The following is a 21267-nucleotide window of genomic DNA, read 5'->3' as shown; positions in this document are numbered from 1 at the left end:
GCGATGTCTGCAGGGCCCACGGCCGGTGCATTGCTCCGCGCGGCGAGAGAAGCTGCAGGCATTCACATTGCTGCCTTGGCGGCGCTGCTCAAGGTTCCCGAGACGAAGCTTCAAGCGCTGGAGCATGACCGCCTGGACTTGTTACTCGACGCCGTTTTCGCGCGCGCGCTGGCCTCCAGCGTGTGCCGTACTCTTAAAATTGATGCGCGGCCAGTGCTTGAGCGGCTGCCTCCAACCAGTGCCTGTCAGCTCAAACGATCTGGTGGCGAGATCAATGCACCGTTTCGCTCGTCAGTTGCCGGCCCGGTATTGTCAGCCCGTTCACGCATTTCGCGGCCCGTAGTTCTTGCGGGGATTGCACTACTGCTTGGGGCAATGGTTCTGATCGTTTTACCCACCATCGAGCAGTACGGTGAGCAGGAACAACGCGATCCAGACGGTGCGCCTGGCAGTGCTGGTCTTGTATTGCTGCCGCTTGCAAGCGCGAGGGCTGGTTCAGGCGATGACTTGCCTGTGCCCGTGGCTGAAATCCCTGGCGCGGGTGTCGCTGACGGCCCTGCTACGGTGGATGCTCCGCTTTCCGGGTCTTCGAATTCACCTGCATTGGTATCTCAAGACACGTTGGTTGCCGTTCAAGCGCCAGTGCCTCCATCAGGCAATTCAGCAATACCAGCCGCCCCCGCAGCTTCAACTGCTGGCCCAGTGGCGCAGGTCGCTTCCCCGGGGAATGTGTCGTTTCGCGCAAGCGGCCAGTCCTGGGTCAAGGTGACGGATGCGAACGGCATGGTTGTGTTGACCCGAACCCTTGCGAGTGGCGAGGCTGCCGAGGCTTCCGGCGCGCTACCGCTTTCGGTTGTTGTGGGCAGGTCTGACCTGACACAGGTTCAAGTACGTGGGAAAGCTTTTGATTTGTCCGCAGTCTCCAGAGATAACGTAGCCCGATTCGAGGTGAAATAGTGCAGGTTTGTCTCCCTATAGAGTCGGCATTTCCAAAGGCCAAACGCTCTACCCAAGTACAGGTCGTCTGGGCTTCCCGCATCGTGACGGTGGGCGGCGACGCGCCGGTCCGAATTCAGTCCATGACCAATACGGACACTGTAGATGCCATAGGCACTGCCATTCAGGTCAAAGAACTGGCTGTGGCTGGATCCGAAATGGTCCGTATCACGGTCAATACGCCTGAGGCGGCCGAGGCCGTACCCTACGTGCGTGAGCAACTGGATCGAATGGGTATTGACGTCCCCTTGATTGGCGATTTCCATTACAACGGCCACCGCTTGTTAACCGACTATCCCGCCTGCGCTGAGGCCTTGTCCAAATACCGGATCAATCCCGGCAATGTGGGCAAGGGCAACAAGCGAGACAGACAGTATGGGCAGATGATCGACGTCGCCATGCGCTGGAACAAACCGGTGCGTATTGGGGTGAACTGGGGTAGCCTTGATCAGGAATTGCTGGCCAGCCTGATGGACGACAACAGCGCACGCGCCGCGCCTTGGGACGCCAGGCAGGTCATGTACGAAGCGCTGATCACTTCGGCGATTGACTCCGCCCGGCGCGCCGAGGAAATGGGTATGCAGCGCAACAAAATTATTTTGTCGTGCAAGGTAAGCGGTGTTCAGGATTTGTTATCGGTCTACCGTGAATTGGCCAGGCGCGGCGATTATGCCCTTCACCTTGGTCTGACCGAAGCCGGCATGGGAACCAAGGGGACCGTGGCATCTGCAACGGCGCTGTCCATCTTGCTGCAAGAAGGCATTGGCGACACCATTCGGGTATCGCTGACGCCTCAGCCCGGTGAGGCCCGCACGCAGGAAGTCGTGGTTGCGTCCGAAATTCTCCAGGCGCTGGGATTGCGCAACTTTGTGCCCAGCGTGACCGCATGCCCCGGATGCGGGCGCACGACAAGCACCACTTTTCAGGAACTGGCCAAGCAGATCGACGACTTTTTGCGTGCCCAGATGCCAGTCTGGCGCCTGCGATACCCGGGCGTTGAAGGTCTTAAAGTTGCAGTGATGGGTTGCATTGTCAATGGCCCCGGTGAAAGCAAGCACGCGGACATCGGCATCAGCTTGCCTGGTTCCGGTGAAGTGCCGGTTGCCCCAGTGTTTATCGATGGCGAAAAAAGACTGACCTTGCGTGGTGAAAATATTTCGCAGGAGTTCCAGGCCATTGTTGAAAACTACATAGAAAAACGCTTTGGCACGCAGCCCGCTGTTGCTGAAGTCGCATAGTACTGACGAATCCATGCTTGAAAATATGACTGCCAACCCGGCAGGGAAACCGCCTTTTCCAAAGGCCGAGAAACTGACTGCTGTCAAAGGCATGAACGACATTTTGCCGCCGGACTCAGCTCGCTGGGAGTGGCTTGAGGGCAAGGTGCGTACCTTGATGGAGTGTTACGCCTACCGCAACATCCGTACGCCCATTCTGGAACATACCCAGCTGTTTGTGCGGGGCATCGGCGAGGTGACGGACATCGTCGAAAAAGAGATGTATTCGTTCGAAGACCGTTCTGACAAACACGGCGACCACGATCACCTGACCATGCGGCCTGAAAATACTGCCAGTGTGGTGCGTGCGGTCACGGAACACAATTTGCTCTATGACGGCGGCAAGCGTCTCTATTACATGGGGCCGATGTTTCGGCGTGAACGGCCGCAACGTGGCCGCTACCGCCAGTTCCACCAAATAGGCGCAGAAGCGCTTGGCTTTGCTGGGCCCGAGGTCGATGCTGAATTGATTTTGCTCGCGGCCGCGCTGTGGAAGGAATTGGGTCTCACGGATTGGCGCCTGGAAATCAATAGCCTGGGTCAGCCCGAAGAGCGCGCACAGCATCGCGCGCAACTGATTGCCCATTTCGAATTGCATGCAGATGCGCTTGATGAAGAAGCGCGCAGGCGGCTTCACAGCAATCCGCTGCGTATTCTGGATTCCAAGAATCCTGCCATGAAGGCGGTGATTGAAAGCGCTCCCCGTCTTATCGACTTTTTGGGGACCGAGTCGCTGGCGCATTTTGACGAGCTTAAAGCCATTCTCGATGCCAATCGAATTTCCTGGACGCTCAATCACCGCCTGGTACGCGGCCTGGACTATTACAACCTCACCGTATTCGAATTTGTGACCGATCGACTGGGGGCACAGGGCACCATTTGCGCCGGTGGTCGCTATGACTACCTGATTGAACAAATTGGCGGTAAAGCGGCACCTGCCGTGGGTTGGGCGCTGGGGGTGGAACGTGTACTGGAGCTTATCAAGGAGCAGGGCAAGCAGGTCCCCGTCCTGGTGCCAGATGCCTATGCGGTGATTCCGGATGCGTCTGCCTTACCCGTCGTTTTGAGGACGCTGCAGGCTTTGCGCGCAGCAGGCGTGCGTGTGCAAATGCATGCGGGCGCCAGCGTCGACGGCATGGGGAGCATGAAATCGCAATTCAAGAAGGCTGATGGCAGCGGTGCAAAGTACGCATTGATTTTTGGTGCCACCGAACTCTCGGAAGGCTTCGTTGCCGTCAAACCTTTGCGAGGCGAGAAATCGGAGGGTGAACAGGTACAGACGCATCAGTCGCTGGACGATGTCCATGCATGGGCTCAGATGCTGCGCGCTTAAGCCGGGATCAGAGCAACCACTTAAGCGCGCGTTAGCGCCCTTTACAATCGACCTCACGCATTTCGCGCCGTTATCGGGCAGAACCAGCAGAATTTTTATGGCAAAACACCTCGATTTGGAAGAACAGGAACAGCTTGACGAGCTTAAGCATTTCTGGAAACAGTATGGCAACCTCATTACGTGGTCCCTTATTGCAGTATTAAGCGCCTTTGCTGTCTGGAACGGCTACCAGTATTGGCAGCGGAATCAGGCCGCGCAGGCGGCAGTGATGTACGACGAGGTCGAACGCGCCTTGAAGTCGGGCGACCTGGCAAGGGTAGACCGCTCATTTGCCGACATGAAAGACCGTTTCAGCCGCACCACCTATGCACAGCAAGCGGGTCTCCTGGCAGCCCGGGCACACTACGACAAAGGCAATGTCGACGCCTCCCGCGCTGCATTGACTTGGGTCGCAGAGAAGTCTTCGGATGAAGGTTATCAGGCCATTGCCAAGTTGCGCCTTGCCGGGCTCTTGCTCGACAAGAAGTCATATGACGAGGCTTTGCAGCAACTCTCCGGCAACTTCCCCAAGGATTTCGCGGCGCTGGCAGCCGACCGGCGCGGTGACATCCTGGTAGCGCAAGGGAAAAAGACTGAAGCCAGAGCGGAATATGAAAAGGCCTACAGCGGCCTTGAGGACCGTGTCGAGTACCGTCGGCTCGTCGAGGTCAAGCTCAATGCGTTGGGCGTTGACCCGACTGCAAACCAAGCCAAGTTGGCTGAAGCAGCATCCACCTCTGGGGTCAATAAATGAGTCGTCAGTCCTTTGCCTCTCTAACCCTCTCTGTGCGGGCTCCTGTTGCTATTTTGCTGGTAGCTGCGCTGAGCGGCTGTTTCGGTGGCGTGAAGAAGCCCCAACCTGCAGAGCTTCAGCCGGTGGTTGCCCTGGTGTCCGCCAGTCAAAGCTGGAGTACGCGTATTGGAACTGTACGCTTTCCGCTCGAGGTGGCAGTTTCTGGTAACACCGTGGCGCTTGCGAGCGGTGATGGTACCGTCGCCTTGCTGGAGGCCACTACGGGCCGGGATGTTTGGCGAATGGCGCTCAACACGCCTATCGCCGCAGGCGCCGGGAGTGACGGAAAAGTGGTGGCGGTGGTGACGAAAGCCAACGATGTCGTCGCCCTGCAGGATGGCCGTGAAATCTGGCGCCAGAAGCTTGGTGCGCAGGTCTTTACCGCGCCTCTGGTTGCAGGGGCCCGGGTGTTTGTGCTGGCAGCTGATCGCTCCGTCAATGCTTTCGACGGGCAGACGGGCCGCAAGTTGTGGTCTCAGCAGCGCCCCACCGAACCCTTGGTATTGCGTCAGTCCGGCGTGCTGCGTGCTGTGGGCGATACCCTCGTCGCTGGCTTGTCGGGTCGGCTGGCAGGGCTCAATCCCTCCAACGGAAGTATTCAATGGGAGGCGCCAATTGCCTCGCCACGCGGCATCAATGACGTGGAGCGCCTGGTCGATCTGGTCGGCCGGGTCAGCCGGGTCGGGGATACGGTGTGCGCGCGGGCTTTCCAGGCCAGCATCGGATGCGTGAATGCGGTGCGCGGCAGCTTGCTCTGGACCAAGCCCGCCAGCGGCGCGCAGGGTATAGACGGTGATGAGCGCTTTCTGTTTGGCACCGAATCGGACGGGACGGTCATGGCTTGGCGACGTAACGACGGCGAGCGCGTATGGTCGACAGATCGCTTGCGCTACCGTGGCCTGACGGCGCCGCTGATGGCCGGGCGCTCGATCGCTATCGGCGATTCGAGCGGGTTTGTTCACCTGTTGTCGCGGGAAGACGGTTCACTGTTCAACCGCTTGCCGACCGATGGATCTGCCATCGTTGCATCTCCTGTACTCGCGGGCAATACGCTTATTGCGGTGACCCAAAACGGCGGCGTTTACGGCTTCAAGCCTGAATAAACACGCCTTACCAGAAACCTTATTGATGAAACCTGTAATTGCATTAGTTGGTCGCCCGAATGTGGGTAAATCGACAATTTTCAACCGGCTGACCAAGACGCGGGATGCGATCGTGGCCGATTTCGCCGGGCTGACACGGGACCGTCATTACGGCAATGGTGACTTGGGGGACCACGAATATATCGTCATCGATACCGGTGGTTTCGAGCCTGATGCCATCACCGGAATTTACAAGGAAATGGCCAAGCAAACCCGGCAGGCGGTAGCTGAAGCTGACGTCGTTGTCTTTGTGGTGGATGCCCGCGCTGGCATTAGCGCCCAAGACCACGACATCGCCAAGTACCTGCGCAAGCTAGGCAAGCCGACGGTCCTGACGGCGAACAAGGCCGAAGGCATGACGGAGGGCGGCCGCTTCTCCGAGTTTTTTGAGCTTGGATTGGGGGAGGTGTTGCCGGTCTCCGCTTCCCATGGGCAGGGCATGCGCATGTTGGTGGACATGGCACTGGCGCCGCTGCATTTGCCAGAAGTCGACGAAGACGTTGAACCGCAGGATCCTTCGGTGATCAAGCTGGCGGTTGCGGGCCGTCCCAACGTGGGCAAGTCCACGCTGATCAATGCCTGGCTTGGAGAAGAGCGGCTGGTTGCATTTGATTTGCCTGGTACAACCCGGGATGCGATTTCGGTTCCGTTTGAGCACGCCGGCCAAAAATTTGAGTTGATTGATACGGCTGGTTTGCGGCGCAAGGGTAAGGTTTTCGAGGCGATCGAGAAGTTCTCGGTGGTCAAGACCTTGCAGGCGATTGAAAGCGCGAACGTGGTGCTACTGCTGCTGGATGCCACGCAAGGCGTGACCGATCAGGATGCGCACATCGCGGGTTACATTCTTGAAAGCGGACGGGCGGTGGTGCTGGCCATCAACAAGTCCGATGCAGTTGATTCTTACCAGCGCGAGCTTCTTGAGCGGTCGATTGAAACCCGTTTGGGTTTCCTGAAATTCGCGGCAATTCACCGGATATCGGCTACCAAGCGCCAGGGTTTGGGCCCGGTCTGGAAGTCGATCATCCAGGCCCATGCATCGGCCAACCGCAAGATGTCCACGCCGGTGCTGACGCGCCTGTTGCTGGAAGCCGTGCAGTTTCAGCAGCCCCAGCGCTCTGGCGTCTTTCGGCCCAAGATGCGTTATGCGCATCAGGGCGGGATGAATCCACCGATCATCATCATTCACGGAAATTCCCTGGAGCATGTCACCGAGTCCTACAAACGCTTCCTGGAAGGCCGGTTTCGAAAAGAGTTTGACCTGGTCGGCACCCCGCTGCGCATCCAGATGAAAACCTCTCAGAATCCGTTTTCCGGTAAGGATTAGACGGGGCGCCGCAGGGTACAAAGATGCGCTGTGGTAAGGTCAAGGTCTCTTAACTTTTGAACACGGAAAATATCGTGAGCACAAATAAAAGCCAGCTATTGCAGGATCCATTTCTCAACACATTACGTCGCGAGCATGTTCCTGTTTCCATTTATCTTGTCAACGGCATTAAATTGCAGGGCCAGATCGAGTCTTTCGACCAGTATGTGGTCTTGCTTCGCAATACGGTAACCCAAATGGTTTACAAGCACGCGATCTCGACGATTGTGCCGGGTCGCGCTGTTACCTTTTCAACGGGCGAGACTGAAGAAAGTCCCTCCAACTGAGCCCGAACGATACACCCCTGAAATCACGCCCTCTGGCCTTGCTGGTGGGTGTGGATCTGGGGTTTCCCAATTTTGATGGCGATCTGCATGAGCTGGGCTTGCTGGCGCAGACTGCAGGCCTGGAGCCTGTCGCTCGCGTGACCTGCAAGCGCAAAGCGCCTGACGCCGCGCTGTTTATTGGCACTGGAAAAGCCGACGAGATCAAAATGTTGGCCCTTGAGACTGGGGCGACCGAGGTGATTTTCGACCAGTCGCTCAGTCCGGCGCAGCAACGCAACCTGGAGCGTCATCTTGACCTCCCTGTCAATGACCGGACCTTGCTGATCCTGGAGATTTTCGGTCAGCGGGCGCGCAGTCACGAAGGCAAACTACAGGTTGAATTAGCCCGACTTCAGTATATGTCCACCCGGCTGGTGCGCCGATGGTCTCACCTTGAACGTCAAACAGGGGGCGCAGGTGTGCGTGGCGGGCCAGGCGAGAAGCAGATTGAACTCGACAAACGCATGATTGGCGAAGCCATCAAGCGGACCAAGGAGCGTCTGGTAAAAGTCAAGAAGCAGCGCCAGACGCAGCGCAAACAGAGGGAGCGGCGTAACTCCTTCACGATCTCGCTGGTTGGCTACACCAACGCCGGAAAATCGACGTTGTTCAATGCATTGGTCAAGGCCCGGGCCTATGCGGCCGATCAGCTTTTTGCAACGCTTGACACCACGACGAGGCAACTCTACCTCGGTGAGTCGGCCCGTTCAGTATCGCTTTCTGACACTGTAGGTTTTATTCGGGATTTGCCCCACGGCCTGGTCGATGCATTTGCAGCCACGCTGCAGGAGGCCGTTGACGCGGACCTGTTGCTGCATGTCGTTGATGGCTCGAACCCTGACTATCTTGAGCAAATTGAGCAAGTGCAGCGGGTCCTGTCCGAAATTGGGGCCGCTGAAGTTCCGCAGATTCTGGTATTCAATAAACTTGATGCCATTGACCAGGACAGCCTGCCACTACAACTGCGGGACATGTTTGAATTGAAGGATGCGTTTGATGGTTCAGGCAAAAGCGTGGACCGGGTATTTGTGAGCGCCAAGACGGGTGAGGGATTGCCGCAATTGCGTGAACTTCTGTCCGCCAGAGCAACCAGTTTGCCGCCAGGATAAATCCACAAACAACTGAGGGCGTTGCCCGGTGCTACAAGTTCATTAGGCACAATGGTGCGGTAGTAAAAAAAATGTATCAAAAAAGTGAGTTTGATCCCATGAATCTGAATCCCGTGCTGCAGACGTTGACGGCTTTGCCAGGCCAGCTGAAACAACGCGCCCAAGGCATGTTCAACCTCAATGACCCGCGCTGGGGTCGGGATGACGACAAGGCGTCTTCTGGAGAACCCAGGCCGGAACAGCCACGCGAGGAAAAACAGCCACCAAAGCCGACCAACCGTCCCCAAGGCCAGGGGCCAAACCAGGGTCCGCCTGATCTGGATGAACTCTGGCGTGATTTCAATCGCAAACTCGGCGGTCTCTTCGGCGGTGGAAAAAAGGGTGGCAGTCAAGGTCCCAATTGGGGTGGCGCCGGAGGAGGCGGCAGCGGGGGGTTTCAGCCCGACATGAAAAGCGCGGGTATCGGCGTTGGCTTGATTGCCGGCGTGGTGGGCCTGATCTGGTTGGGCACGGGCTTTTTCATTGTCCAGGAGGGTCAGCAGGCCGTGATTACCCAGTTCGGGAAGTATCAGTCCACTGTAGGGGCAGGTTTTAACTGGCGCCTGCCTTATCCGATACAGCGGCATGAAATTGTCGTGGTGACGCAGATTCGCTCGGTCGATGTGGGCCGTGATGTGGTGATCAAGGCGACAGGTTTGCGCGATTCAGCCATGCTGACTGAAGACGAGAACATCGTCGAGATCAAGTTTGCCGTTCAATACCGTCTGAGTGACGCGCGTGCTTACCTGTTTGAGAGCAAGGATCCTGCCAGTGCAGTGGTTCAGGCGGCTGAAACAGCCGTCCGCGAGGTAGTCGGGAAAATGAAGATGGACTTGGCACTGGCTGAGGAGCGCGACCAGATCGGTCCACGCGTTCGCGTGCTGATGCAGACCATTCTTGATCGCTACAAGGTTGGCGTGGAAGTTGTGGCCATCAATCTGCAGCAGAGCGGTGTACGTCCGCCCGAGCAAGTGCAGGCGGCCTTTGATGATGTGCTCAAGGCCGGCCAGGAGCGTGAGCGCGCCAAGAACGAAGCACAGGCTTACGCCAATGATGTGATTCCGCGTGCAGTAGGTTCGGCGTCGCGCCTGAAAGAGGAGGCTGATGCCTACAAGGCGCGTATCGCGGCGCAAGCCCAAGGCGATGCCCAACGCTTCAGTTCTGTGCTGGTCGAATACCAGAAGGCGCCCCAGGTCACCCGTGACCGCATGTACACCGACGCCATGCAGCAGGTGTACACCAACGTGACCAAGGTACTGGTGGAATCACGCCAGGGATCCAACCTGCTATACCTGCCGATTGACAAAATCATGCAGATGTCCGCACAAGGCGGCGTGGCGGGTGCCGATTCACCGGCGACCGCTGGCGCCGTTGCGCCATCATCCGGGACCGCGCCGTCCCAGCCCGCCTCTAGCGTGCCCCTTGACGCGCGTGCGCGTGATGCATCCCGTACCCGCGACCGTGAAACCCGCTAAGGAAGAAAAAAGTGAACAGAGTTGGACTAATCGTTTCTTCGTTCCTGGTAGCGCTGGCGCTGCTGGCTTCTACGCTGTTTGTGGTCGACCAACGCCAGTTTGGCGTGGTGTATGCACTGGGCCAGATCAAGGAGGTGATCACTGAGCCGGGCCTCAATTTCAAGCTTCCGCCGCCATTTCAGAACGTTTCCTATATCGACAAGCGTTTGCTGACGCTGGACAGCACGGATGCAGAACCCATGCTGACCGCTGAAAAGCAGCGCGTCGTGATTGACTGGTATGTGCGCTGGCGCATCACCAATCCGTCTGAATACATTCGCAACGTCGGCCTGGACGAGCGGGCCGGTGCCAACCAGCTTAATCGGGTGGTCCGCAACGCCTTCCAGGCAGAAATCAACAAGCGCACCGTGAAAGATTTGCTGTCGCTTGAGCGCGAAGCGCTGATGGCTGATGTGAAAAAAGAAGTGCTGCAGGTCGTCAAGGGCACCAAAGCCTGGGGTGTTGATGTCATTGACGTGCGGATCACCCGTGTCGATTACGTTGAGGCCATCACTGAATCGGTTTATCGCCGGATGGAAGCGGAGCGCAAGCGGGTTGCCAACGAGTTGCGGTCCACAGGTGCTGCTGAAGGTGAAAAAATCCGTGCAGATGCCGACAGACAGCGCGAAGTGACCATCGCCAATGCCTACCGGGACGCGCAGAAGATCAAGGGCGAGGGCGATGCCGAGGCGGCACGTACTTACGCTGAATCATTTGGCCGCGATCCGCAATTTGCGCAGTTCTATCGCAGCCTTGATGCCTACAAGGCGAGTTTTGGCAAGAAAAGCGATGTGATGGTGGTTGATCAGTCTTCAGACTTTTTCAAGGCCATGCGTGGCGCTGGCAGCAGCACGACGTCCCCTGCCAAAAAATAACTGCCCTTGCGCAAGGGCGGCAGATGTTTTAATAGAGGCTTCGCCGTTCACCACGGGGAGCCTTTTTTATGCGCTGCAGCAGCCCGTGACGCGTCCGTAGTGGACCTGATTTCACTCCGTCCGGATGCTATACAAAAGCCAAGTCTGGCGCCTCTATTTGTCGTTGACTTTCCCTTGGCTGGCGCGACGGGGAAAAAAGCGGCTCCAAGCCCGGTAAAATCTGTTCTTTAACAGCCCCCGAGAAAATCACAATGCCCGCTTGGTCATCATCATGGCAATTGCCCGATCAAATTGCCGATGTCCTTCCCTCAGAGGCGCGTCACATCGAAGAGTTGCGCCGTCTGTTTCTGGATACCGCCCGCAGCTACGGCTATGAGCTGGTCATGCCTCCCATGCTTGAGCATCTGGAGTCCTTGCTGACAGGGACGGGTGAAGCGCTGGATCTGCAGACCTTCAAACTGGTGGATCAGTTGTCGGGCCGTACTTTGGGATTGCGTGCCGACACGACGCCCCAAGTCGCCCGCATCGATGCCCACCTGCTGAACCGCAGCGGCGTGGCCCGTCTTTGCTATTGCGGGCCTGTGCTGCATACCCGCGCCGAGCGCCCGCACGCCACCCGTGAGCCTTTGCAGTTTGGCGCAGAAATTTACGGCCATGCCGGACTTGAAGCCGATCTTGAAGCCCAGTTGCTCGCCCTGGAGGGCCTTCGGGCCGCTGGTGTCACTGCGCTGTCGGTCGACATGGCGGATGTGCGCATCGTCAACAGCCTGCTGGCCGGCGCGCAGGTCGATGCGTCCACCATGGCGCTGATTCATGCCGCTTTGGCGGCCAAGGATGCCAGTGCGCTGGGCAGCCTTACCGCTCGTCTTGACGGCAGTGTTTCCCTGGCTGCGCGCGAAGGGCTGAAAGCCCTGCTGCAGCTTTACGGTGACAGCCAAGTCCTGCTTGAGGCTGAAAGAGTCCTGCCGCCCCTGCCGGGCGTGCAGGAGGCGCTGCAAAATTTGAAATGGCTGGCTTCCCACATCTCCCATGGGGATGATGTCAAGGTCAGCTTCGATCTGGCTGATTTGCGCGGCTACGCCTATTACAGCGGAACCCGCTTTGCAATCTATGGCCAGGGCGCCGAACTGGCGCGTGGCGGCCGCTACGACGAGGTGGGCGCCGTGTTTGGCCGCAACCGTCCAGCGGCAGGTTTCAGCCTGGATTTGAAGGAACTCGTTCGCGTGCTGCCACCCCGGCCTTTGCGGGCTGCCATTTGCGCGCCCTGGGGTGAAGACGCCGGGCTGCGCGCTGCCATTGCCCGGCTGCGTGCCAGTGGTGAAACCGTGGTGTGCGCACTGCCCGGGCACGAGCACGAACTCAGTGAATTTGACTGCGACCGCATGTTGACAGAAGCTGCGGGACACTGGGTACTGCAGCCCATGCCGGAATCTGCATGAATAACCGGATGAAAAGCATCCAGAAGCGCCAGACGCCAAGTCGGCTAAGTTGACTTTTTCCCACCGAACCCTAACGAGAAAATCGAAGATGATAAATAAACCAACCGCAACCGCGGGTCGCAATGTCGTGGTCGTTGGCACCCAGTGGGGCGACGAAGGCAAGGGCAAGCTGGTCGACTGGCTGACTGAAATGTCCCAGGGCGTAGTGCGCTTTCAGGGCGGTCACAACGCCGGCCATACCCTGGTGATCAATGGTGTCAAGACCGCCTTGCACCTGATACCCAGCGGCATCATGCGCCCCGGCGTCAAATGCTATATCGGCAACGGCGTGGTGCTGTCGGCCGCCAAATTGTTCGAGGAAATCGAAGGGCTGGAAAAAGCTGGTGTTGAAGTGCGTTCGCGCCTGCGCATCAGCGAAGCCTGTCCACTCATTTTGCCGTTCCACGCGGCGATTGACATTGCCCGTGAAGCCTTCCGCGAAAAGGGCGGCACCGAAAAGATCGGCACCACCGGACGCGGCATTGGCCCGGCCTACGAGGACAAGATTGCCCGCCGCGCCCTGCGCGTGCAAGACCTCAAGTACCCCGAGCGCTTTGCCACGAAGTTGCGTGAACTGCTGACATTGCACAACTTTGTGCTGACCGGCTTTTTGAACGCCCCGGCGGTTGACTTTGATACCGTGTACGACGAGGCCATGCGCCACGCCGAGCTGCTCAAGCCCATGATGGCCGATGTTTCGCGCGAGCTCAATGATGCGAACCGTGATGGCGCCAACCTGCTGTTTGAAGGCGCGCAGGGCACCTTGCTCGACGTCGACCATGGCACTTATCCGTACGTGACTTCCAGCAACTGCGTGGCCGGCAACGCCGCTGCGGGCGCGGGCGTGGGTCCGGGCATGCTGCATTACATCCTGGGCATCACCAAGGCGTACTGCACCCGCGTCGGCGGAGGCCCGTTCCCGACTGAACTTGACTGGGAAAAGCCGGGAACACCGGGTTACCACATGAGCACCGTGGGCGCTGAAAAAGGCGTGACCACTGGTCGCAGCCGCCGTTGTGGCTGGTTTGATGCGGCCTTGCTCAAGCGCTCGGCCCAGGTCAATGGCCTGTCGGGTCTTTGCATCACCAAGCTGGACGTGCTCGACGGCATTGACGAATTGAAACTGTGCACCGGCTACGAGCTGGACGGTCACATCACCGATATTTTGCCGATGGGGGCCGATGACATTTCCCGCTGCGTGCCGATTTATGAAACGATGCCAGGCTGGACCCAGAGCACGGTTGGCGTGACGCAATACGACAAACTGCCCGCCGCGGCGCAGCAGTACCTGCGGCGTATCGAGGAGATCACTGGCGTGCCCATCGACATGATTTCGACCAGCCCGGATCGGGACCACACCATCCTGCTGCGCAACCCCTACGTAGCCTGAATTCGGAATTTTTAGAGAAATAGGCCGCCAGCGCAATGAGTACCGGCGCAGGCAGCTATTAAATCAGGAGTAATTTCATGTTGACCGAAGACGGCAAGCATCTCTACGTCAGCTATGACGAATACCACAACCTGATTGAAAAACTGGCCATCAAGATTCACCAGTCCGATTGGGAGTTCGACACCATCCTGTGCCTGGCGCGCGGCGGCATGCGGCCGGGTGACATTCTTTCGCGCATTTTTGACAAGCCGCTGGCCATCATGTCGACCAGCTCCTACCGCGCTGACTCCGGCACGCTGCAGGGCAACCTCGACATCGCCCGTTTCATCACCACGCCCAAGGGTGAAATCGCAGGAAAAGTGCTGCTGGTGGACGATCTGGCCGATTCCGGAAAAACCCTGAACGCCGTGATTCACCAGTTGCGCAACAACTACAAGCCAATCACCGAGCTGCGCAGCGCGGTGATCTGGACCAAAGGCGTGTCCACGTTTCAGCCCGACTATGCGGTGGAGTTTTTGCCCACCAATCCGTGGATTCATCAGCCTTTTGAGAGCTACGATGCGCTGACGCCTGTCCAGTTGCTGGCCAAGTGGAAGATCTAGCACCGTAAAGCCGGCTGCGGCAGGGCGGGCCTGCCGTTAACATGGGCGCATGAGCGACCTATTTACCGACCCATCTCCGGACCCATCTACCCAACTGATTCACCACCCCTACGTCCCGCCCGCGGGGTTTGAAACCGTCACCACAGCGGTGCACAAGGCTTCCACCGTCATCTTTCCGAGCGTTGCGGCCTTGCGCAATCGCGACTGGAAACACAAAAGCGGCTACACCTACGGCCTGCACGGCACGCCCACCACCTTCACCCTGGAGGCACGCATCGCCACGCTGGAGGGCGGCAAGTACTGCACCCTGGTGCCTAGTGGCCTGGCTGCAGTGACGCTGGTGGACATGGCCTTGCTCAAGGCAGGCGATGAAGTCTTGATTCCCGACAATGCCTACGGCCCCAACAAGGCCTTCGCCCAGGGTGAACTCGCGGGGTGGGCCATCAGTTTGCAGTTTTATGACGCCATGAATCCGGCCGATCTGGCGGCGAAACTGAACGCCAGAACGCGCCTAGTCTGGCTCGAAGCACCCGGCTCGATCACGCTGGAGTTCCCCGACCTTACGGCACTGGTCGCCACCGTGCGGGCGCACAACCAGACCCCGGGGCAGGCGCATCCGCTGGGCGTCATCACGGCCCTCGACAACACCTGGGGCGCCGGTCTGGCGTTCAATGCCTTCACGCTGGGCGTTGACCTGTCCATGCAGGCGTTGACCAAATATCCTAGCGGCGGCGCCGACGTGCTGATGGGCTCGGTGGTGACCAATAACGAGGCGCTGCACCACCTGATCCACCTGTGCCACATGCGCGTTGGTTTTGGCATCAGCGGCAATGACGCCGAACTGGTGCTGCGTGGCCTGAACACCATGGCGCTGCGCTACGCGGCCCAAGACGCAGCAACCCGGCAGCTGGCGGCCTGGCTGGCCAACCAGCCGCAGATTGCGGTCGTGCTGCATCCGGCCTTGCCCGGCTCGCCCGGGCATGCCGAGTGGCAGCGCGATTGCACCGGCGCCGCCTGCCTGTTCAGCGCGGTGTTCAAACCTGACCTGAGCCAGACGCAGATTGACCATTTTTGCGACAGTCTGAAACTGTTCAGGCTGGGCTACAGCTGGGCCGGCCCCATGAGTCTTTGCGTCCCTTATGACGTGCCCGCCATTCGCACAACCCCATGGCCCCATCAGGGCGGACTGGTGCGCTTTTCAGTGGGGCTTGAGGCGGTTGCCGACCTCCAGGCCGACCTGGCCCAGGCGCTGATGGCAATGCAGTACAGTAAGGGCTAATTATTCAAGAAAGCACGCAGTGGCAACTCCCAATTATTCCTACGAAAAGCGCCAGAAAGAGCTTGCGAAAAAACGCAAAAAAGAAGACAAGCTCAAGCGCAAAGGCGAAGGCAGGCCAGATGACGCGCCCGATGACGGCACCGAAACGTCGGACACGCCCGCAGAGCCGCAGACGGACCTGCCATCGGCTGCGTCCTGAACTACGGGTGCTGAAGGCTACTGGTTCAGTAGGCTTCAGCCCGCAGTCAAACCCGACATCACCAAAGCGGTGGGGTCGGGTTTTTTTATGTCAGGCTGTCGCCAGCATGGTGCGCGCCAGCGCCGCCATGGCGGCCACCGAATGGCCTCTGGGCGCAATGACACGGGCGGCTTCATACTGCTCAAAATTGCGCCGCATCGACTGCAGGTAGACCGGGTCGTAGTGCTTCACCAGCAACTCGCGCACGACTGACGCCACGCCGCCGCTGCGCGCGCGCGCCTGCCAGTCCTCCACTACTGCCTTGCCACGCGCCTCGGTCAGCGCGCCCAGGCGGTCGCAGAAAAATTCGATGTCCTGGACAAAAAAATCATAGTCCTCCAGTAGCAGCGCCACACGTTCGTCTTCGGGCAAGTCCAGTTGCAGGCACGGGCTGCTGCGCATGGCGGCAATCAGGCCTTCCGGGACCGCCACGTTGCCGACTTTCTTGCTTTCGCTTTCGATGTAAACCGGGCGCGCCGGGTCAAAGCTGCGCAGGGCAGCCCAGATTCGGCTGTCGAAGGCCTTCTGGCTCGGTTGCGGCAGGCCCGGAATCAGGCCCAGCACCGAGCTGCGGTGATGCGCCAGTCCTTCCAGGTCCAGTACCTGCGCGCCTTGGGCGGCCAGGGCCTGCAGCAGCCTGGTCTTGCCCGACCCGGTGGTGCCACAAATGACCTGGTACTGGTGCCGGGCCGCCAGTTGCGGCAAGTCGGCCACCAGCGCCGCCCGAAAAGCCTTGTAGCCGCCGTCCACCAGCGTGACCTTGAAGCCGATCTGGTCCAGGATCAGCGCCAGCGAGCCGCTGCGCTTGCCGCCGCGCCAGCAATACACCAGCGGCTGCCATTCCCGGGGTTTGTCCAGCACCTCGCGCAGGATGTGCGTGGCAATGTTCTGGGCCACCAGCGCGGCACCGAGCTTTTTGGCCTCGAACTGGCTGATCTGCTTGTAGCGGGTGCCGACGATTTTTCGTTCCTCGTCATGCAGGCTGGGCCAGTTCACGGCGCCGGGCAGGTGGTCCTCAGCGTATTCGCCCTCGCTTCGGGCGTCGATGACTTCAGAGAAATGGCCTAATTGGCTGAGTGCGGCCTCAGCGGAAATGCGTTCAATGCTCACTTGATCAGCTTCTTCAGTTCGGGCCACACATTGGCCAGCATGCTGGCCTGTGACTGCTCGTTGGGGTGAATCCGGTCGGCCTGGAAGTTGGCGGTCGCGCCATCCACGTCGGCAATGCCCTTGAGGAAAAAGGGCACCAGCGCGACTTTTTCGGTCTTGGCGACCTGGGTAAACAAACCGGAAAATTCAGCGCCATAGGCCGCGCCGTAGTTGGGCGGCACCTGCATGCCCAGCAGCAGCACCTTGGCGCCGGCTTTTTTGGCGGCCTGCGTCATGGCCAGCAGGTTGCTCTGGGTCATGCTCATGGGCAGGCCGCGCAGGGCATCGTTGCCGCCCAGCTCAATCACCACCGCCGTCGGCTTGTGCTGCGCCAGCAGGGCCGGCAGGCGCGAACGTCCGCCCGAGGTGGTGTCGCCGCTGACGCTGGCATTGACCACTTTCACAGCATTTTTTTGTTTGGCAGCCAGTTGCTGTTCCAGCAACGCGACCCAGCCGGTGCCGCGCTTCAGACCATATTCGGCGCTCAGCGAATCTCCCAGCACCAAAATGACCGTGGCAGTGGGGGCCGTGGTTTTGGCGGCGGCGTTGGCGATCTGTCCATGCGCCAGCCAGGGCGTGCCCAGCAGCGCCGCGACCAGCAGCGCGCCAAAAGGTTTTAGCCCGCGCATCCGCTTTGCAAGGCCAGGCTTGGGACATACTGGCAGCGTGAATTTCAAGTTTTCTGATAAGGCTGACATGTTTGAACCTGTGGTTTCTGTTTCTGGCGACGTTGCGGCAACGTCCGCCCTCTCTTCAATTATTTCCGTTGAGCATGTTTTCAAGTCGGTGACGGACTCAACGGGCACGTTGACCATTTTGCGCGATATTGACTTTGCCCTGGCGCCGCGCGAAACCGCCGCCATTGTCGGCGCCTCCGGCTCGGGTAAAAGCACGCTGCTGTCCATCATCGCCGGCCTCGATACCCCTACAAAAGGGACGGTGCGACTGGCCGGCCAGGATATTTTTGCTCTCAGTGAAGACGACCGTGCCGCCTTGCGCGCCCAGCAGGTCGGCTTTGTTTTTCAGAGCTTTCAGCTCATGGGCAACTTGACTGCGCTTGAAAACGTCATGCTGCCGCTGGAGCTGTCGGGCACCAAAGGCGCGCGGCAACTGGCCACTGAAATGCTCAAGCGCGTCGGCCTGGGCCAGCGGCTGGGGCATTACCCCAAGGTGCTGTCGGGCGGCGAGCAGCAGCGCGTGGCGCTGGCGCGGGCGTTTGTGGTGGCGCCAGCGGTGCTGCTGGCCGATGAGCCGACTGGTAGCCTGGACTTTGCCACTGGCGACACCGTGATGAAGCTGATGTTTGAACTCAACCAGGAACTGGGCACCACGCTGGTGTTGGTCACGCACGACCCGGCGATTGCCGCGCGCTGCCAGCGGCGCATCACGATCGAGGCCGGTAAGATCATCAATTCTTGAGGGAAATACGGCTCCGGCGCCAATGGCGCTGAGCCGTATCGGCGCGCTGGCACAGTGCTGCCGCCGCGCCAGCAGCGATAATCCCGGCATGTCTTCATCCTCTAAAGTTCTTTTTGGCTTTCATGCCGTCGGTGTCCGCCTTAAAACCGCACCCAAGTCGGTGCTGGAAGTTTTTTACGATGTGTCGCGTCGCGACGCCCGCATGCGCCAGTTCACCGACCGCGCCCGCGAAGCCGGCGTGCGGCTGGTCGAGTCCGACGGCCTGCGCCTGGCCAAAATGTGCGGCAGCCACGGCCACCAGGGCGTGGTGGCTCGGGTGGACGCGGTGGCGCAGGTCACCTCGCTCGACGAGTTGCTGGAGCAGCTGGAGGCCGCCGGCACCGCCCAGCCCCTGCTGCTGGTGCTCGACGGCGTGACCGACCCGCACAACCTGGGCGCCTGCCTGCGGGTGGCCGATGGCGCGGGGGCGCAGGCCGTGATTGCGCCCAAGGACCACGCGGCAGGCATCAACGCCACCGTGTCCAAGGTCGCCAGCGGCGCGGCTGAAACCGTACCGTATTTCATGGTGACCAACCTGGCGCGCACGCTGGGTGAACTCAAGGAGCGCAACATCTGGTGCATTGGCACCAGCGACGACGCGACCAAGACGATTTACGACGTGGACCTGACCGGCCCGGTGGCGCTGATTTTGGGCGCCGAAGGCGAAGGCATGCGCCAGCTCACGCGCAAAACCTGTGACGAGCTGGTCCGCATCCCGATGCAGGGCGCGGTCGAAAGCCTGAACGTGTCGGTGGCCAGCGGCGTTTGCCTGTACGAAGCGCTGCGCCAGCGCCGCCCGGCAGCCGCCTAAATCAGGCCGTACCAGCCCAGCAGGGCGCCGGCGCCCAGCAGCCAGAGCAGGTGGGTCCGGGTGCGCCAGACGATGAGCGCCGTCGCGACCGTGACCAGCCACACTGGCCAGTCGTTCAGCGAACTTCCGTTGGCGCTGGCCAGAATCCAGCCGGTGGCCATCAGCAGCGCCACCACGATGGGCGCCATACCCTGCTTGAATGCACGCACAGCCCGTAATTCACGGTTGCGGTGTCCCCACCGGGAAGCAACATAGGTCAGCACGGTGCTGGGTATCAGGATGCCCAGGAGAGACAGTAGAACCCCTAGTAATCCGGTCAGCATGCCGCCCGCGTTAAGGCCCACATTCCAGCCCAGCAGCGCAACAAACAGCACATTCGGGCCGGGCGCGGCTTGTGCGATGGCAATGGAGGCATTGAACTGCGCGTCGGTCAGCCAGTGCTGCTGGTCCACCAGAAAGCGGTGCATGTCGGGCGCCGTGGTGATGGCGCCGCCTATCGAGAGCAGGGAAAGCGTCAGGTAATGCAGGAACAGGGTAAACCAGTCCTGCAGTGTGAAAATGAGCGCGAGCGGCTCGGTCATGGCTTGAGCTTTTTGTACGCCAGCACGCAGGCCACGCTGCCCAGGCCAGACAACACATAAAACAGCGGCCAGCGCAGCAGCGCGATAGCCACAAAGCACACCGCGCCAAGGGCCAGGCACTGGCGCATGCCCAGCACGTTATTGAGCAGGGCGCCAGAAAGTCTCAGGCCGGTTGCGGCAATCAGTCCGGCGGCCACCGCGCCCATGCCGCGCAGTGCGCCCGCTACGCCGGGCAGATCCGCAAACTGTGCGTACACCAGCGCCAGCAGCAACACCAGAATGAGCGGCACGGTCAGCATGCCGGCCAGCGCCACCATGGCGCCCTTCAGGCCAAAGTAGCGCCCGCCTATCATCAACGACAGGTTCACCACGTTGGGCCCCGGCATGACCTGCGCCACCGCCCAGTCTTCAATGAACTCGTCGCGCGTCATCCAGCGTTTTTTTTCGACGAGTTCGCGCTGCACCACGGCCAGCACCCCGCCAAAGCCCTGAAGCGCCAGCCAGGTGAAGGAAAAAAACAGATCGGTTAGCGACTGGGGGTGCGGGTGGTCGGGCGCGAGCAGTGAATTCATGGCCAGATTATCGCCGTTCACCCCAACTTCACAGGCGCCGTACAGGCATTTCTGCGACTTTTTTGCTATTTAAAATATAGCTATATATTGCCGTCGATATTGGGCTGGAGTCTTGAAATGCTTAAAAATAGAAAAGGTGTCCCATCAGACGGTCATGCCGCCCGACACCTCGATCACCGCGCCATTGACGTAACTGGCCTCTTCGCTGGCCAGGAAGGCGTACACGTTGGCAATTTCCCCGGGCTGGCCCAGCCGCTTGAGCGGCACGCGGGTTTCCATTTCCTTTAAAACGTTCTCGGGAATGGTGGCCAGGATGGGCGTGGCAATAAAGCCGGGCGCTACTGCGTTCACGCGCACGCCCTTGGGCCCGAGTTCGCGGCTCCAGGTCTTGGTAAAACCGATCACGCCGAACTTGGTGGCGGCATAGTTGGTCTGGCCAAAGTTGCCGTAAATGCCCACCACCGAACTGGCGTTCAGGATCACGCCCTGTCCCTGCGCGATCATGGTGTCAGCCACGGCCTGCGCGCAATGAAACACGCCGCGCAGGTTGACATCAATCACGCGGTCGAACTGCTCCAGCGTCATCTTGACCAGCCGCGCATCCTGCGTGATGCCGGCGTTGTTGACCAACACGTCGATGCGGCCAAACTGCGCCTTGACCTGGGCCACCACGGCGTCCACGGCGGGCCGCTGCGTCACGTCCATGACATAGCCGACCGCCTGCGCGCCGAGCGCCTGGCACTGTTTCACAGCCTCGTCAACGGCGGCCTGCTTCAGGTCGCAGACGATGACGATGGCGCCTTCCTGTGCAAACTTGAGGGCGGTGGCCAGGCCTATGCCTTGCGCCGCGCCGGTGATGAGGCTGACCTTGTTCTGGAGTCTTGGCATGAGGGGACCTTTTTT

Annotated in this window: 22 protein-coding genes; 17 read left to right on the top strand and 5 right to left on the bottom strand. The window is 59.8% G+C overall.

The window, feature by feature from the left end:
* From IV091_RS02480 to IV091_RS02410, 15 genes are all read left to right on the top strand, one after another.
* A partial coding sequence (locus tag IV091_RS02480) for a RodZ domain-containing protein (RefSeq protein WP_366806974.1) occupies positions 1 to 957 on the top strand: 957 nt, incomplete at its 5' end.
* Positions 957 to 2234: a flavodoxin-dependent (E)-4-hydroxy-3-methylbut-2-enyl-diphosphate synthase gene (ispG, locus tag IV091_RS02475; RefSeq protein WP_293464642.1), complete on the top strand. Its 1278-nt coding sequence runs from the start codon at positions 957 to 959 to the stop codon at positions 2232 to 2234. The genes IV091_RS02480 and ispG, both read left to right, overlap by 1 nt.
* 13 nt (positions 2235 to 2247) lie before the next feature.
* The gene (hisS, locus tag IV091_RS02470; protein ID WP_293464639.1) at positions 2248 to 3606 is read left to right on the top strand and encodes a histidine--tRNA ligase; all 1359 of its coding nucleotides are present in this window, start codon (positions 2248 to 2250) and stop codon (positions 3604 to 3606) included.
* Positions 3607 to 3703: 97 nt separating this feature from the next.
* Positions 3704 to 4399, top strand: coding sequence for a tetratricopeptide repeat protein (locus IV091_RS02465; RefSeq protein ID WP_293464636.1), 696 nt, complete (start codon positions 3704 to 3706; stop codon positions 4397 to 4399).
* The gene (gene bamB, locus IV091_RS02460) at positions 4396 to 5541 is read left to right on the top strand and encodes an outer membrane protein assembly factor BamB (protein WP_293464633.1); all 1146 of its coding nucleotides are present in this window, start codon (positions 4396 to 4398) and stop codon (positions 5539 to 5541) included. The genes IV091_RS02465 and bamB overlap by 4 nt, the downstream gene beginning before the upstream one ends.
* 25 nt (positions 5542 to 5566) lie before the next feature.
* A complete protein-coding gene (gene der, locus IV091_RS02455; protein WP_293464630.1) occupies positions 5567 to 6904 on the top strand; it encodes a ribosome biogenesis GTPase Der in 1338 nt (445 codons plus the stop codon).
* Between the two features lie 56 nt (positions 6905 to 6960).
* Positions 6961 to 7230: an RNA chaperone Hfq gene (hfq, locus tag IV091_RS02450; protein WP_293464627.1), complete on the top strand. Its 270-nt coding sequence runs from the start codon at positions 6961 to 6963 to the stop codon at positions 7228 to 7230.
* A gap of 38 nt (positions 7231 to 7268) precedes the next feature.
* Positions 7269 to 8378: a GTPase HflX gene (gene hflX, locus IV091_RS02445; protein ID WP_293464624.1), complete on the top strand. Its 1110-nt coding sequence runs from the start codon at positions 7269 to 7271 to the stop codon at positions 8376 to 8378.
* 98 nt (positions 8379 to 8476) lie between these two features.
* Complete coding sequence (gene hflK, locus IV091_RS02440) at positions 8477 to 9892, top strand: FtsH protease activity modulator HflK (RefSeq protein WP_293464621.1); 1416 nt, start codon at positions 8477 to 8479, stop codon at positions 9890 to 9892.
* 11 nt (positions 9893 to 9903) lie between these two features.
* Positions 9904 to 10806, top strand: coding sequence for a protease modulator HflC (hflC, locus tag IV091_RS02435; protein ID WP_293464618.1), 903 nt, complete (start codon positions 9904 to 9906; stop codon positions 10804 to 10806).
* Between the two features lie 251 nt (positions 10807 to 11057).
* Positions 11058 to 12245 carry an ATP phosphoribosyltransferase regulatory subunit gene (locus IV091_RS02430; RefSeq protein ID WP_293464616.1) on the top strand — a complete coding sequence of 396 codons (1188 nt, stop codon included), beginning with the start codon at positions 11058 to 11060 and terminating at the stop codon, positions 12243 to 12245.
* A gap of 88 nt (positions 12246 to 12333) precedes the next feature.
* Positions 12334 to 13674 (top strand): adenylosuccinate synthase, encoded by a 1341-nt coding sequence (locus tag IV091_RS02425; RefSeq protein ID WP_293464614.1) that lies wholly within the window; start codon positions 12334 to 12336, stop codon positions 13672 to 13674.
* 77 nt (positions 13675 to 13751) lie between these two features.
* Positions 13752 to 14276 (top strand): phosphoribosyltransferase, encoded by a 525-nt coding sequence (locus IV091_RS02420; RefSeq protein WP_293464612.1) that lies wholly within the window; start codon positions 13752 to 13754, stop codon positions 14274 to 14276.
* Between the two features lie 49 nt (positions 14277 to 14325).
* Entirely contained in the window at positions 14326 to 15555 is a 1230-nt protein-coding gene (locus IV091_RS02415; RefSeq protein ID WP_293464610.1) for a PLP-dependent transferase, read from the top strand.
* A 19-nt stretch (positions 15556 to 15574) separates the two neighbouring features.
* Complete coding sequence (locus IV091_RS02410) at positions 15575 to 15754, top strand: hypothetical protein (protein ID WP_293464608.1); 180 nt, start codon at positions 15575 to 15577, stop codon at positions 15752 to 15754.
* A gap of 90 nt (positions 15755 to 15844) precedes the next feature.
* Here the strand turns inward: IV091_RS02410 and mnmH are convergent, their stop codons facing one another.
* Positions 15845 to 16903, bottom strand: coding sequence for a tRNA 2-selenouridine(34) synthase MnmH (gene mnmH / locus IV091_RS02405; protein ID WP_293464606.1), 1059 nt, complete (start codon positions 16901 to 16903; stop codon positions 15845 to 15847).
* Positions 16900 to 17571: an arylesterase gene (locus IV091_RS02400; RefSeq protein WP_293464603.1), complete on the bottom strand. Its 672-nt coding sequence runs from the start codon at positions 17569 to 17571 to the stop codon at positions 16900 to 16902. The genes mnmH and IV091_RS02400 overlap by 4 nt, the downstream gene beginning before the upstream one ends.
* Positions 17572 to 17638: 67 nt before the next feature.
* Here IV091_RS02400 and IV091_RS02395 point away from each other — a divergent pair, with 67 nt between their 5' ends.
* Positions 17639 to 18361, top strand: a complete 723-nt coding sequence (locus IV091_RS02395) for an ABC transporter ATP-binding protein (RefSeq protein WP_293464600.1) — start codon at positions 17639 to 17641, stop codon at positions 18359 to 18361.
* Between the two features lie 88 nt (positions 18362 to 18449).
* On the top strand, positions 18450 to 19211 hold the full coding sequence (rlmB, locus tag IV091_RS02390; RefSeq protein ID WP_293464597.1) for a 23S rRNA (guanosine(2251)-2'-O)-methyltransferase RlmB: 762 nt from the start codon (positions 18450 to 18452) through the stop codon (positions 19209 to 19211).
* On the opposite strand, the gene IV091_RS02385 is transcribed toward rlmB, so the two are convergent.
* The 3 genes from IV091_RS02385 to fabG all read right to left on the bottom strand — a co-directional run bounded on the left by IV091_RS02385 (position 19208) and on the right by fabG (position 21252).
* Positions 19208 to 19792: a chromate transporter gene (locus IV091_RS02385; protein WP_293464594.1), complete on the bottom strand. Its 585-nt coding sequence runs from the start codon at positions 19790 to 19792 to the stop codon at positions 19208 to 19210. The genes rlmB and IV091_RS02385 overlap by 4 nt on opposite strands.
* Complete coding sequence (locus IV091_RS02380) at positions 19789 to 20364, bottom strand: chromate transporter (RefSeq protein WP_293464592.1); 576 nt, start codon at positions 20362 to 20364, stop codon at positions 19789 to 19791. Before IV091_RS02380 ends, IV091_RS02385 begins: the two co-directional genes overlap by 4 nt.
* A 144-nt stretch (positions 20365 to 20508) precedes the next feature.
* Complete coding sequence (gene fabG, locus IV091_RS02375; RefSeq protein ID WP_293464590.1) at positions 20509 to 21252, bottom strand: 3-oxoacyl-ACP reductase FabG; 744 nt, start codon at positions 21250 to 21252, stop codon at positions 20509 to 20511.
* Positions 21253 to 21267: the final 15 nt, after the last annotated feature.

It is taken from the genome of Polaromonas sp., from assembly GCF_018780625.1.
Classification (GTDB): domain Bacteria; phylum Pseudomonadota; class Gammaproteobacteria; order Burkholderiales; family Burkholderiaceae_C; genus Polaromonas.
Note: the sequence above shows the minus strand (reverse complement) of the source record. Positions and strands in the feature narration are given on the sequence as shown.

Bases quoted from the DNA above. Each gene is read 5' to 3' on its own strand.
- hisS (WP_293464639.1), top strand. From the start codon at position 2,248: ATGCTTGAAAATATGACTGCCAACCCGGCAGGGAAACCGCCTTTTCCA.
- IV091_RS02465 (WP_293464636.1), top strand. From the start codon at position 3,704: ATGGCAAAACACCTCGATTTGGAAGAACAGGAACAGCTTGACGAGCTT.
- bamB (WP_293464633.1), top strand. From the start codon at position 4,396: ATGAGTCGTCAGTCCTTTGCCTCTCTAACCCTCTCTGTGCGGGCTCCT.
- der (WP_293464630.1), top strand. From the start codon at position 5,567: ATGAAACCTGTAATTGCATTAGTTGGTCGCCCGAATGTGGGTAAATCG.
- hflK (WP_293464621.1), top strand. From the start codon at position 8,477: ATGAATCTGAATCCCGTGCTGCAGACGTTGACGGCTTTGCCAGGCCAG.
- IV091_RS02430 (WP_293464616.1), top strand. From the start codon at position 11,058: ATGCCCGCTTGGTCATCATCATGGCAATTGCCCGATCAAATTGCCGAT.
- IV091_RS02425 (WP_293464614.1), top strand. From the start codon at position 12,334: ATGATAAATAAACCAACCGCAACCGCGGGTCGCAATGTCGTGGTCGTT.
- IV091_RS02420 (WP_293464612.1), top strand. From the start codon at position 13,752: ATGTTGACCGAAGACGGCAAGCATCTCTACGTCAGCTATGACGAATAC.
- IV091_RS02415 (WP_293464610.1), top strand. From the start codon at position 14,326: ATGAGCGACCTATTTACCGACCCATCTCCGGACCCATCTACCCAACTG.
- IV091_RS02400 (WP_293464603.1), bottom strand. From the start codon at position 17,571: ATGCGCGGGCTAAAACCTTTTGGCGCGCTGCTGGTCGCGGCGCTGCTG.
- IV091_RS02395 (WP_293464600.1), top strand. From the start codon at position 17,639: ATGTTTGAACCTGTGGTTTCTGTTTCTGGCGACGTTGCGGCAACGTCC.
- rlmB (WP_293464597.1), top strand. From the start codon at position 18,450: ATGTCTTCATCCTCTAAAGTTCTTTTTGGCTTTCATGCCGTCGGTGTC.
- IV091_RS02385 (WP_293464594.1), bottom strand. From the start codon at position 19,792: ATGACCGAGCCGCTCGCGCTCATTTTCACACTGCAGGACTGGTTTACC.
- IV091_RS02380 (WP_293464592.1), bottom strand. From the start codon at position 20,364: ATGAATTCACTGCTCGCGCCCGACCACCCGCACCCCCAGTCGCTAACC.
- fabG (WP_293464590.1), bottom strand. From the start codon at position 21,252: ATGCCAAGACTCCAGAACAAGGTCAGCCTCATCACCGGCGCGGCGCAA.